Here is a 12581-nt window from a genome sequence, read left to right on the forward strand (position 1 = left end):
CGCGGCATCCACATCGACGACGTCTCTCTCGTCGTGCACGTCGATCCACCGGCCGAGCCCAAGGACTACCTGCACCGGGCCGGCCGCACCGCACGCGCGGGCGAATCCGGTGTGGTGGTGACCCTCGTGACACAGGACGAGCGCGCCGAGGTGGAGAAGCTGACCCGCAAGGCCGGGATCGACGTCGAGGGCGTGCCGGTGCGACCGGGTGACCGGTTGCTGGCCGACCTCACCGGCGCCCGCAGACCGTCGGGCAAGCCCGTGCCCGCGCCGGACACCCGCGCACCCGCACAGGACACCGCGAAGAAGGGGCGTCAGGCGCACGACACGGGCCGCCCGACGCGCCGGGGACGGCCGGGAGAACCGGGTGCCCGCCGGGGCGGGCAGGGTGGACCCACGTCAACTACACACGGGCGGCGCAGCCGCGGGGCACACTGAGTCCCATGTTGTTGCCGGGTCCCATGTTGTTGCCGGCCGCATCCGTCGTGTGCGCCCTCGTCGCCGCCCTGCTGTTCGCTGGTGCGTCGGTGGCGCAGCAGAGTGCGGCGTCGGAGGTGCCCGAGGGTTCGGGGCTGATGTCGACCCTGTTCCGTAGCCCCCGGTGGTGGGCGGGCGTGGTCGGCGACGGTGGTGGTTACGTGATGCAGGCGGTGGCGTTGGCGATCGGATCGGTGCTGGTGGTGCAGCCGCTCCTGGTCTCGGCGCTGCTGTTCGCACTCCCCCCTGTCCGCGAAGTTCTCCGGCTACCGGCTGAGCCGCACCACGTGGGCGCTCGCCATCGCCCTCGCGTCCGCGCTCGCGGTCTTCCTCGTCGTCGGTGATCCGACGGAAGGCGACATCGACGCCCCCTTCGAAGACTGGGTGCTGCCGCTGGGCCTGCTGCTGCTCGCCATAGCGGCGGCCACCATGGCCGGCATGTCCCGTATCGACCCCGGCTGGCGGGCACTGTTGCTCGGCGGGGTCAGCGGCGCCCTCTACGGCATCGCGGTGGCGTTCACCAAGTACGTGGTCGAACTGCTGCCCCGCGGTCTCGGCGCGGTGCTCGGCACCTGGCAGGCCTGGGCGCTGGCCGGCGCGGGCCTCGCCGGGGTGTATCTGCAGCAGCGGGCGTTCCACGTGGGCTCGCTCGCCGCGTCCATGCCGGCGCTGACCATCGCCGAACCCCTCGCCGCGGTCTTCCTCGGCATGACCGTTCTCGACGAACGGCTCCGAGTGGACGGTGCCGAACTGGCGGTCGTCGGGTGCGCCGTGGCGGTGATGCTGGTGGCGACCGTGGGCCTGTCCCGGTCGCAGGCCCAACTCGCCGACAGCGCTGTGGCCACGACACCGGTATCGTCGTGACACGTGCACTTTCTCGAGGGGCAGCGCCCACCCTATGACCTGACGTACGACGACGTGTTCCTCGTTCCGAGCCACACCGAGGTCACCTCCCGCTTCGACGTCGACCTGGCCACCGTGGACGGCAGCGGCACCACCATCCCGATCGTCGTGGCCAACATGACTGCGGTGGCCGGCCGCCGGATGGCGGAAACCGTGGCCCGCCGCGGCGGGCTGGTGGTCCTGCCGCAGGATCTTCCCGGCCACGCGGTCGCCGACACGGTGGCCTTCGTCAAGAGCAGGCACCTCGTGGCCGACACCCCGGTCACGCTCGGTCCCGACGCCGCGGTGTCCGATGCGCTCGCGTTGCTGCCCAAGCGGGCCCACGGGGCGGTGGTCGTCGTCGAAAACGACCGGCCCGTGGGGATCGTCACCGAGGCCGCCTGCACGGATGTCGACCGGTTCGCCCGGCTGCGTGCGGTCGTGGCCACCGATATCGTGACCGCCCCGGTGTCCGCCTCCCCGCGGGAGGTCTTCGAACTCCTCGACGAGAGGCACGATGGGCTCGCGATACTCGTCCACCCCGACGGCACCCTCGCCGGGGTCCTCACCCGCACCGGCGCCGTCCGCGCCGGCATCTACGAACCGGCCGTCGACGACACCGGGCAACTCCGGGTGGCCGCAGCGGTCGGCGTCAACGGCGATGTGGCGGCGAAGGCCCGGTCACTGGTCGACGCCGGTGCGGACCTGTTGGTGGTCGATACCGCGCACGGTCACCAGCAGAAGATGATCGACGCGCTCCGCGCCCTGAAGAAGACCGACCTCGGTGTGCCCCTCGTCGCCGGCAACGTGGTGTCCGCGGCGGGCACCCGGGACCTGATCGACGCCGGTGCCGACATCGTCAAGGTCGGTGTCGGGCCGGGCGCGATGTGCACCACCCGGATGATGACCGGTGTCGGCCGGCCCCAGTTCTCGGCGGTCGCCGAATGCTCCGCGGAGGCCCGCGCGCTGGGCGCGCACGTATGGGCGGACGGTGGTGTTCGTCACCCCCGCGACGTGGCCCTCGCGCTCGCCGCCGGCGCCTCCAACGTCATGATCGGGTCGTGGTTTGCCGGAACGTACGAATCCCCGGGCGACCTACGGGTGGATCAGGCCGGGCACGCCTACAAGGAAAGTTTCGGGATGGCATCCAAGCGTGCGGTGGCCGCCCGCACCGCTACCGACACCGCCTTCGACCGCGCCCGGAAGGGACTGTTCGAAGAGGGAATCTCCAGCTCCCGCATGCGGTTGGACCCCGAACGCCCGGGCGTCGAGGACCTTCTCGACCATATCTGCTCCGGTGTGCGCAGTACCTGTACCTATGCGGGTGCCCGCACGCTCGAGGAGCTGCATGCGAAGGCAGTTCTGGGTGTGCAATCCGCCGCCGGTTTCGCGGAAGGACGTCCCCTTCCCACCGGATGGTGACACGCTGTCTGCGGTCTACCGGTGGATGACCTCTTCTACGGAACCGGACATCCACCGGTAGGATGGGTCGTCACACATCCCGTTCCCGGCACCGGATTTTCCGGAGTCGAGGCCGATCGAAAGGACTCCGGTGCCCGCGGCACCCACACACGCAGCAAGCACCCCCTCCGTCACCTCTGCCGGCGTCCTCGTCTCCGATACCGCTGCCGGCGTCCTCGTCTCCGATACCGCTGCCGCGGAATCCGACTCCGACTCCGCCGGTTCGGAGGGTTCCTCTAGCGAGCCGGGCGACAAACCCGGCGACCTCCCCGATCCCCGCCGGCGGCGATGACCGATGGACATCGCACTCAGTATTCTCAGCCTGCTCGGCTTCCTCGCCCTGACCGCAGGCACCGCCCTGTTCGTTGCGGCGGAATTCTCCCTCACCGCGCTCGAGCGCAGCACCGTCGACTCCCACGCCCGGGACGGTGACCTCCGTGCACGGCAGGTGCAGCACGCACACCGCACCCTCTCGTTCCAGTTGTCCGGTGCGCAGCTCGGCATCACCATCACCACACTGATCACCGGTTACCTGGCCGAGCCGGTTCTCGCGCGTTTCATCACACCGGTACTGACCCTGGTCGGGCTCAGTGAATCGGCGGCCGCGGCCACATCGCTGGTGGTGGCTCTGGTCCTTGCGACATCGTTCTCGATGGTGTTCGGTGAATTGGTTCCCAAGAACATCGCCATCGCCAGACCGCTGCCGACGGCACGGGCCACCGCAGGGCTGCAGGCCGGTTTCTCCCTTGTCTTCAAATGGGCCATCAACGGCCTCAACGGCAGCGCGAACTGGCTGGTGCGCCGTCTCGGCATCGAGCCGGCCGAGGAACTGCGGTCGGCCCGGTCACCGCAGGAGCTCGGTTCGCTGGTGCGAACCTCCGCGCAGCGCGGCGCCCTCGACAAGGCGACCGCACTGCTGGTGCACCGTTCCCTCCGCTTCGGTGAGCGCACCGCAGAGGAACTGATGACACCCCGGGTCAAGATCGAGACGCTGGCCACCACCGACACCGTCGCCGATCTCATCGACACCGCGGCGCGCACCGGCTTCTCCCGGTTCCCGGTGATCGACGGCGACCTCGACGACTCGGTCGGTGTGGTTCACATCAAGCATGCGTTCGCGGTCGCGGCGTCCCGCCGCCGCACCACCCGGCTGAGCACCCTCGCGCAGAAGGTGCCGGTGGTGCCGTCCAGCCTCGATGGTGATGCGCTGATGGAACGGATCCGTTCGGACGGCATGCAGGTGGCGCTCGTCGTCGACGAGTACGGCGGAACCGCCGGCCTGGTCACCATGGAAGACCTGATCGAGGAGATCGTCGGCGACGTCCGTGACGAGCACGACGAACCCGAGATCGATGTGCAGCGTGTCGGCGACGGATGGTCGTGCTCGGGACTGCTGCGGGTCGACGAGATCTCCGAAACCACCGGGTACATCGCACCGGAAGGCGAATACGACACGCTCGGCGGCCTGGTGCTCACCCATCTCGGCCGGATTCCCGAGGAGGGCGACGAGGTGGAACTGCCCCTGTCCGACCACGCATACCGGTCCGGTGGGCGGTGGATCGCCACCGTGACACACATGGACGGCCGGCGGATCGACCGGGTACTGCTGACCCCGGTACCCCGGGACGACGACACCGCCGCAGAGGAGGTGGACGACGATGAGTGACCTCTTCGGTGTGTTTCTCACGTTCGTGTTGCTGGCTGGCAACGCGTTCTTCGTGGCGGCGGAATTCGCGCTGATCTCCGCACGGCGGGATCGGCTCGAAGCCCTCGAAGCGCAGGGCAAGAAACGGGCCCGCGCCGTCATCGGGGCGGGTGAGCACCTGTCGTTGATGCTGGCGGGTGCGCAACTGGGCATCACGATCTGCTCCATCCTCCTCGGCAAGGTGGCAGAACCCGCGATCGCGCACCTGCTGGAGACCCCGCTGCACGCGGTCGGGTTATCCGACGCCTTCCTGCATCCGGTGTCGTTCACGGTGGCGCTGTCGCTGGTCGTGGTGCTGCACATTCTGCTGGGCGAGATGGTGCCCAAGAACATCGCTCTCGCCGGCCCGGAGCGGGCGGCGATGCTCCTCGTTCCGCCGCATCTGCTCTTCCTGAAGCTGGCGCGGCCGCTGATCGCGTTCTACAACCTCTGCGCCAATTCGATCCTGAGGTTGGTGCGCATCGAGCCCAAGAATGAACTCGACGCCACCGTGTCCGCGTTGGAATTGTCGGAGATGATCGGCGAATCCCGCTCCGAGGGGCTGATCGACGCCGAGGAACACCGGCGGCTCACCCAGGCCCTGGAATCGACCGACCGCACCGTCACCGATGTGATGATTCCGCTGAGCCAGGTGCGGACCGTTCCGCTGTCGGCGGGTGGCACCACACTGGGATCCGTGGAGGAAGCCGTCATCGAGACCGGGTATTCGCGGTACCCGGTGCGAGCCGACGACGGTTCCCTGGTGGGATACCTGCACCTCAAGGATGTGCTCGACGAGGTGCTCGACGAGAACGCCGGGCCGAACACGGTGATCCCCCGATCCGATATCCGGCCGCTTCCCCGCATGGCGACCACCACACCACTCGCGGAGGCGCTGGCCGGTCTGCGGCGCGCGAGTTCGCACCTGGGTGCGGCGGCGGATGCGTCCGGCAGAATCGTGGGGATCGTCGCCCTCGAGGATCTCGTCGAGGAATACGTCGGCAAGGTACGGGACGGCACGCACCGCGTGAAGGGTGTCGACCCGGGACAGCGGCCGAGCTGACCATGATCCCGGACACCGTGCTCGACTGCCCGGACTGGACGGAGCGACGGACCCGTCACCTCGAGCGAGTGGCGCGGATCGTCGAACCGCACCGGGCCCGCAAAGCTGCCGGCCACTCCCACCCGGTGCACGATTTCCTGTTCACCTACTACAGTTTCCGTCCCCGCCAACTGCGGCGCTGGCACCCCGGTTTCGGTGTGGCCCTGGCAGGTCCGGGCGTCGAGGACTACCTGCGGTACACCGGCTACCGGTCGGTGACGGTGGAGCACGGCACCGTGGTGGCCCTCGACCGGTCCGTCCTCGAACATCGGCGGGACACCGTGGAGTTCGTTGCCGGGCTGTTGAGTGCCACCGCCTCGCGCACCCCGCAACTGGGCTGTTTCGGGCTGCACGAGTGGGCGATGGTGTACCGGGGCGGGTCGAACGCCGTTCGCCACCCGCAGGTGCCGCTGCGTCTCGGCCACAGCGGCACCGATGCGGTGGTGGAATCGATGACGCTGCGCTGCACCCACTACGACGCCTACCGGTTCTTCACCCCGGCTGCGGTCCCGCGCAACGCCCGTCATCTCGACCGGGACAGCCAGGTCGGCAGCGAGCAGCCCGGTTGTCTGCACGCCGGGATGGATCTCTACAAGTGGGCGTACAAGCTGGCGCCGCTGATCGACACGGACCTGGTGATGGATTGCCTCGACCACGCTCTCGCGGCTCGCGAACTCGACATGCAGGCCAGCCCGTACGACCTGACCGGCCTCGGCTACGTCCCGATTGCCGTCGAAACCCCCGCCGGGCGCGCCGAGTACGTACGCCGGCAGGTGCAGCTCGCGCAGCGGGCGGCGCCGCTGCGCACGGCACTGCTGGAGAGGTGCCGTTCCCTGTTGTCGTATCCGGACTGACCAGTCGAGGGCGGGCGGCCGGAACTCATCGCCGCCGGGGTGTCGTGCACTATGGACGCGTGAAGACTCACGACTACGCGCTCGATGTCACCTGGACCGGAAACCGCGGGGCCGGAACGGCCGGCCCGAACAGTTACGACCGCGCCCATGTGGTGTCGGCGGCAGGCAAACCGCCTCTCCTCGGCAGCTCCGACCCCCACTTTCTCGGCGACCCGGAGCGGTGGAATCCGGAGGAACTGCTCGTCGCGTCGCTCGCGCAATGTCACATGCTGTGGTACCTCGGACTGGCCGGGGCGGCCGGGGTGATCGTGCTCGAATACCGGGACGCACCCAGCGGAACGATGTCCGAACATCCGGACGGTGCAGGAGAATTCACCGAGGTCGTGCTGCGTCCGACGGTGACCGTGGCGGACGAGTCGATGGCTGCGCGCGCCGGGCATCTGCACGGCCGGGCGAATGCCAAATGCTTCATCGCGCGGTCGGTCAACTTCCCGGTCCGTCACCACCCCACCACCCGGGTCGCGTGAGCGCGCCCGTCCAGCGTCTGATTGTCGATGTGGATACCGGCATCGACGACTCCCTCGCGCTGCTGTACCTGCTGGCCAGCCCGGAGGCGGAGATCCTGGGCATCGCCAGTACCGCAGGGAACGTCCCGGTGGAGCAGGTGGCGGCCAACAACCTGAACTGGCTGGGACTGTGCCACGCCCCCGACATCGAGGTGACGCTGGGGGCACGGGAGCCCCTCGACTGTCCGCTGCGCACCACCGAGGACACGCACGGGCCGCAGGGGATCGGCTACGCGGTGCTGCCCGAGTCGGGGCGGGCACTCTCGGCCCGGGACGCGACCCGAATGTGGGTGGACCTGGTCCGCACCCACCCCGGTGAGCTGACGGGGCTGGTCACCGGCCCGCTGACCAATCTGGCACTGGCCATCCGCGAGGAACCCGAACTGCCGCGGCTGCTGCACCGACTGGTGGTGATGGGCGGGGCGTTCAACCACCCCGGTAACACCACCCCCACCACCGAGTGGAACGTGTCGGTGGACCCGGAGGCCGCCAAGGAGGTGTTCGACGCCTTCTCCGGGCTCCCCGAGGGTCGCCGCCCGGTGCTGTGCGGGTTGGATGTCACCGAGACGATCGAGATGAAACCCGAGCATGTGCGGCGCCTGGCCGAGGCTGCGGGCAGCGGGCCGGTGGAAACCATCTCACCCGACGACGGGCCGGAGGTGCGGTCGTCCGCGACCAACCCGGTGATCCGGCACCTCTCCGATGCGATCCGCTTCTACATGAATTTTCATCGCACTCACGATCAGGGCTTCCTGGCGCACATGCACGATCCGTTCGCCGCCGCCGTGGCTCTGAACCCGGCGATGGCCCGGACCCGTCCGGCCACCGTCGACGTCGAACTCCACGGCACCCTGACACGCGGGAGCACCGTCGCCGACTGGGTCGGTCACTGGAACCGGGAACCCAACGTCGACATCGTGGTGGGCACCGATCCCAATGCGTTCTTCGACGATCTCATCGACCGGGTGGGACGGTTCGCCGCCGAAGTCGGCTGAGGCGACCAGCCAGCGCCTGCACGGAACCCGGTGCGGGACAACGGCTTCGATCACCCCGGCCGCAGGGCTGATCTGCGGCGCACCGTCCGCCGTCGGCCGAGCAGATCCGGCTCTCAGCCGGCGGCGTCCGATTTCTCGTCGAAGGCGTCGAGGATCGCGGCTGCGGCGAGTGCCGCCGTCAGCGATCCGTCGCGCACCTGCTGCTCGACCTGTCCCCGGATCGCTTTGACGCGGGGGTTGGATTCGAGCCGGCGCAGGAGCTGGTCGTGCACCATGGTCCAGGTCCAGTCCACCTGCTGGCGCCGCCGGTTCTCCTCGAACCGGCCGGCCGCGGTCAGCACCTCGCGGTGCTTCTCGACGGTCTCCCAGAACTCCTCGAGACCGATCCCCTCGAGACCGCTCATCGTGATGACCGGAGGCTTCCAGAGCGCGTCGTGCGGGTAGATCAACCGGAGTGCGCCGGCGAGTTCGCGTGCTGCGCCCTTGGCTTCACGTTCGTGCTTGCCGTCCGCCTTGTTGACCGCGACGAGGTCGGCGAGCTCGAGCACCCCCTTCTTGATGCCCTGCAGTTGATCCCCGGTGCGGGCGAGGGTGAGGAAACAGAAGCAGTCCACCATCCGCGCCACGGTGACCTCGGACTGCCCGACACCGACCGTTTCGACGAGGATCACGTCGAACCCGGCGGCCTCGAGCAGCACGATCGTCTCGCGGGTGGCCTTCGCGACACCACCGAGCGTGCCCGAGGTGGGCGACGGCCGGATGTACGCGTTCTTCTCGACGCTCAGCCGCGCCATCCGCGTCTTGTCGCCGAGGATCGAACCGCCGGTGCGGGTGGACGACGGGTCGACCGCGAGCACCGCGACCCGATGGCCCTTGCCGATCAGGTACATCCCCAATGCTTCGATGAACGTCGACTTCCCGACCCCGGGAACACCGGTGATCCCGATGCGATGTGCTCCCCCGGCCTCCGGGAGCAGTTTCAGCAGCAACTGCTGAGCGGCCTCCCGGTGGTCCGTCCGGGTGGACTCGACCAGGGTGATGGCCTTCGCCAGGCCGGCGCGCTGATTGGCGCGCACGGCCTCGGCGAGAGCATCGATGTCGACTGGCGGGCGCCCCATGTTATTCGGCAGTGCCGCTGAGGTCGTGACCCAACTGCGCAGCCAGTTTCTCGAGCAGCCCACTGGCCGCGTCGGCGATCACGGTGCCCGGCGGGAAGATCGCCGCAGCACCCGCGTCGTACAACTCGGCGAAGTCGCCGGGCGGGATGACGCCACCGACCACGATCATGATGTCGGGGCGACCCGCCGCCGCCAGAGCATCCCGGAGCGCGGGCACCAGCGTGAGGTGGCCTGCGGCCAGCGACGACACACCCACCACGTGCACGTCGTTGTCGGCCGCCTGGTTGGCGACCTCTTCCGGGGTCTGGAACAGCGGTCCGACGTCGACGTCGAATCCGATGTCCGCGAACGCCGTGGCGATCACCTTCTGGCCGCGGTCGTGACCGTCCTGGCCCATCTTCGCGACGAGGATGCGGGGGCGACGACCCTCCTCCTCCGCGAACTTCTCGACGAGTGCCGTTGCCGTGCTGATGTTGTCGACCTTTCCGGCCTCGTCCCGGTACACGCCGCTGATGGTCCGGATCTCGGCCTGATGACGCCCGTACACCTTCTCGAGCGCGTCGGAGATCTCACCGACGGTGGCGTGCGCCCGCGCCGCGTCGACGGCCAGGGCCAGCAGGTTGTTTTCCATGCCGCCCGCGGAGGACGCGGCAGCGCGGCTGAGTTCGGCGAGGGCCGCCTCGACGGCCACCGGATCCCGTTCGGCCCGCAGACGTTCGAGCTTCTCGAGCTGTTCCTTGCGCACCCGCGAGTTCTCGACCTTGAGGACCTCGATCTCCTGGTCCTCCTCTGCCTGATACTTGTTGACGCCGATCACCGGCTGACGACCGGAGTCGATGCGGGCCTGCGTGCGGGCCGCCGCTTCCTCGATCCGCAGCTTCGGGATGCCCTCGCTGATCGCCTGGGCCATACCGCCGGCCTCTTCGACCTCGGCGATGTGGGCGCGCGCCCGGTTGGCCAGCTCGTGGGTGAGCCATTCGACGTAGTGCGAGCCACCCCACGGATCGATCGGCCGGACCGTGCCCGACTCCTGCTGCAGCAGCAGCTGGGTGTTACGGGCGATGCGCGCCGAGAAGTCGGTCGGCAGGGCCAGGGCCTCGTCGAGCGCGTTGGTGTGCAGCGACTGGGTGTGCCCCTGGGTCGCGGCCATCGCCTCGACACAGGTGCGGGCCACGTTGTTGTAGACATCCTGCGCGGTGAGCGACCAGCCCGAGGTCTGCGAGTGCGTGCGCAGCGACAGCGACTTCGCCGACTTCGGGTCGAACTTCGCGACCAGTTCGCTCCACAGCAGACGCCCGGCCCGCAGCTTCGCGACCTCCATGAAGAAGTTCATGCCGATGGCCCAGAAGAACGAGAGGCGCGGCGCGAACTTGTCGATCTCCATGCCGGCGTCGAGGCCGGCGCGGATGTACTCGACTCCGTCCGCGAGCGTGTACGCGAGTTCCAGATCAGCCGTCGCACCGGCCTCCTGGATGTGATATCCGGAGATCGAGATGGAGTTGAACCGCGGCATCTTCGCACTGGTGTACGCGAAGATGTCGGAGATGATCCGCATCGACGGTTTGGGCGGATAGATGTAGGTGTTGCGGACCATGAACTCCTTCAGAATGTCGTTCTGAATGGTTCCGGTCAGCTGTTCCGGTCCCACGCCCTGCTCCTCCGCCGCGACGACGTAGAGCGCGAGGATCGGCAGGACGGCGCCGTTCATCGTCATCGAGACGCTGACGCTGTCGAGCGGGATGTGATCGAACAGCTGGCGCATGTCCAGGATCGAGTCGATCGCCACACCGGCCATTCCGACATCACCCGACACCCGAGGGTGGTCGGAGTCGTAGCCGCGGTGCGTCGCCAGGTCGAAAGCCACCGACAGTCCCTTCTGACCGGCCGCGAGGTTGCGGCGGTAGAAGGCGTTGGACTCGGCGGCGGTGGAGAAGCCCGCATATTGGCGGATCGTCCATGGCTGGTTGACGTACATGGTGGGATACGGCCCGCGCACGAACGGTGCGGCGCCCGGGTAGCTGCCCAACGGATAGCCGTCGGCCTCGGCGGCGTCGCGGTCGGCCTTGGTGTAGACCGGTTTGACGTCGATGCCCTCGGGGGTGGACCACACCATCTGTTCCGGTGTGTAGTGGTTGGCCGCCGCGGCCGCGGCGATCAACTCGTCGGTCTGCCCCGGGGTCGGAGCGGCCGGCTGCGGAAACTGCGGATCTTCCAGCGGCACCTCGGCGAAACTGCCGATCGTGTGCTTGACCTCACGAGTAGTCACTTCTTGCTCCCTGTATCGCCCGCGGAATTCCCCGCGCTGTCGATGATGTCGAGCAGATCGGACAGGACCGAGACTGCGTCGATACGTGCCGTGACGAATCCGTCGGGTCGGGCACCGTCCGGTTCGTCCGCGAACACCTTCTCCGGACCTGCCAGCAGAACGGTGCCGATTCCCGCGGCGCGGAGTTCCTTGACCGCCGCGACGGCCTCGACGGCATACCGTTTGTCGGTACCGCAGATGACCGCGACTCGGGCGCCGGATTCCCTGGCGGCCGCGGCGATGCTGCCGTCACCGATGGCGAGCGGACCCGGATCGAGGGCCTCGATGCCGCCCGATGCCAGCAGGTTGGCGCTGAAGGTGGTGCGGACGTTGTGCTCGGAAACCGGGCCGAGTGGTGCCAGGAAGGCGGTCGGACGCTTCCCGTGCGCCAGCAGGTAGGCGTCGGAACGGTCGCGCAGCGCCTCGAACGCGGCTGCGTACCGGGCCACCCGCCCGGTTTCGGCGGCGCCCGCGGGCAGCGGTGCCTCCGCGAGATTCGGGAACTCGTTGACACCGGTGACTGCCGTCTTGCGGTGTGCGATGTCCGAGTCCCGCTTTGCCCGGGTGGACGCGATGCGCTCGGTGACCACGCCGGACTCGAGCGCAGCGAGGTAACCGCCGGTCGCCTCGATCTGCTGGAAGAGCGCCCACGCCTTGGCCGCGATCTGCTGGGTGAGGTCCTCGACGTACCAGGAGCCGGCGGCGGGATCGAGCACCCGGCCCAGATGGGACTCCTCGAGCAGCAGCAGCTGTGTGTTGCGGGAAATCCGGGACGTGAAGGTCTTGGACACGCTCAGCGCACCGGCAGGCAGCGCACCGGCAGGCAGCGCGTCGTCGAACGGCAGAACCGTCACCGCATCCGCGCCGCCGACACCGGCGCCGAACGCGGCGAGGGTGGTACGCAGCATGTTCACCCACGGATCCCGCTGCGCCATCATGGCCGCCGAGGTCACCGCGTGCTGCGGGGCACCACCGAAGTCGGAGGCACCGCACACTTGCGCGATCCGCGCCCACACCAGCCGGGCGGCCCGGAACTTCGCGATGGTCTGGAACTGGTCGTCAGTGGCGGAGAAGCGGAAACCGAGCTGGCCCAGGGCCTGACCGATGGTCAACCCGCCGGCGGTGAGCGCCCGCAGA

General features: G+C 68.8%; 11 protein-coding genes and 1 pseudogene. 9 read left to right on the forward strand and 3 right to left on the reverse strand.

Features of this window, described 5'->3' with window-relative positions; all coding sequences use genetic code 11:
• The 9 genes and pseudogenes from WAW17_RS28680 to WAW17_RS28720 form a co-directional block, all read left to right on the forward strand.
• Nucleotides 1-438, forward strand: a 438-nt coding sequence (locus tag WAW17_RS28680; protein ID WP_422336246.1) for a helicase-related protein, incomplete at its 5' end; no start/stop codon positions are given.
• A gap of 23 nt (nucleotides 439-461) precedes the next feature.
• Nucleotides 462-1341, forward strand: a pseudogene (locus WAW17_RS28685) (DMT family transporter).
• A gap of 3 nt (nucleotides 1342-1344) precedes the next feature.
• Nucleotides 1345-2781: a GuaB1 family IMP dehydrogenase-related protein gene (locus tag WAW17_RS28690; protein ID WP_422336247.1), complete on the forward strand. Its 1437-nt coding sequence runs from the start codon at nucleotides 1345-1347 to the stop codon at nucleotides 2779-2781.
• A 130-nt stretch (nucleotides 2782-2911) separates the two neighbouring features.
• On the forward strand, nucleotides 2912-3112 hold the full coding sequence (locus tag WAW17_RS28695; protein ID WP_422336248.1) for a hypothetical protein: 201 nt from the start codon (nucleotides 2912-2914) through the stop codon (nucleotides 3110-3112).
• A 3-nt stretch (nucleotides 3113-3115) separates the two neighbouring features.
• On the forward strand, nucleotides 3116-4486 hold the full coding sequence (locus WAW17_RS28700; RefSeq protein ID WP_422336249.1) for a hemolysin family protein: 1371 nt from the start codon (nucleotides 3116-3118) through the stop codon (nucleotides 4484-4486).
• Complete coding sequence (locus WAW17_RS28705) at nucleotides 4479-5567, forward strand: hemolysin family protein (protein ID WP_422336250.1); 1089 nt, start codon at nucleotides 4479-4481, stop codon at nucleotides 5565-5567. The genes WAW17_RS28700 and WAW17_RS28705 overlap by 8 nt, the downstream gene beginning before the upstream one ends.
• Nucleotides 5568-5569: 2 nt before the next feature.
• Complete coding sequence (locus WAW17_RS28710) at nucleotides 5570-6460, forward strand: 3-methyladenine DNA glycosylase (protein ID WP_422336251.1); 891 nt, start codon at nucleotides 5570-5572, stop codon at nucleotides 6458-6460.
• 59 nt (nucleotides 6461-6519) lie between these two features.
• Nucleotides 6520-6987 carry an OsmC family protein gene (locus WAW17_RS28715; protein WP_422336252.1) on the forward strand — a complete coding sequence of 156 codons (468 nt, stop codon included), beginning with the start codon at nucleotides 6520-6522 and terminating at the stop codon, nucleotides 6985-6987.
• Nucleotides 6984-8021 (forward strand): nucleoside hydrolase, encoded by a 1038-nt coding sequence (locus WAW17_RS28720; protein ID WP_422336253.1) that lies wholly within the window; start codon nucleotides 6984-6986, stop codon nucleotides 8019-8021. Before WAW17_RS28715 ends, WAW17_RS28720 begins: the two co-directional genes overlap by 4 nt.
• A 113-nt stretch (nucleotides 8022-8134) precedes the next feature.
• Here the strand turns inward: WAW17_RS28720 and meaB are convergent, their stop codons facing one another.
• The 3 genes from meaB to WAW17_RS28735 all read right to left on the reverse strand — a co-directional run.
• Nucleotides 8135-9139 (reverse strand): methylmalonyl Co-A mutase-associated GTPase MeaB, encoded by a 1005-nt coding sequence (gene meaB / locus WAW17_RS28725; protein WP_422336254.1) that lies wholly within the window; start codon nucleotides 9137-9139, stop codon nucleotides 8135-8137.
• A gap of 1 nt (nucleotide 9140) precedes the next feature.
• Nucleotides 9141-11405: a methylmalonyl-CoA mutase gene (gene scpA, locus WAW17_RS28730; protein ID WP_422336255.1), complete on the reverse strand. Its 2265-nt coding sequence runs from the start codon at nucleotides 11403-11405 to the stop codon at nucleotides 9141-9143.
• Nucleotides 11402-12581, reverse strand: a 1180-nt coding sequence (locus WAW17_RS28735) for a methylmalonyl-CoA mutase family protein (RefSeq protein WP_422336256.1), incomplete at its 5' end; no start/stop codon positions are given. The genes scpA and WAW17_RS28735, both read right to left, overlap by 4 nt.

It is taken from the genome of Rhodococcus sp. (in: high G+C Gram-positive bacteria) (assembly GCF_049286785.1).
In the GTDB taxonomy this organism is placed as follows: Bacteria; Actinomycetota; Actinomycetes; order Mycobacteriales; family Mycobacteriaceae; genus Rhodococcus_F.

Coding starts and splice junctions, on each gene's coding strand:
- WAW17_RS28700 (WP_422336249.1), top strand. CDS start 3,116: ATGGACATCGCACTCAGTATTCTCAGCCTGCTCGGCTTCCTCGCCCTG.
- WAW17_RS28705 (WP_422336250.1), top strand. CDS start 4,479: ATGAGTGACCTCTTCGGTGTGTTTCTCACGTTCGTGTTGCTGGCTGGC.
- WAW17_RS28710 (WP_422336251.1), top strand. CDS start 5,570: ATGATCCCGGACACCGTGCTCGACTGCCCGGACTGGACGGAGCGACGG.
- meaB (WP_422336254.1), bottom strand. CDS start 9,139: ATGGGGCGCCCGCCAGTCGACATCGATGCTCTCGCCGAGGCCGTGCGC.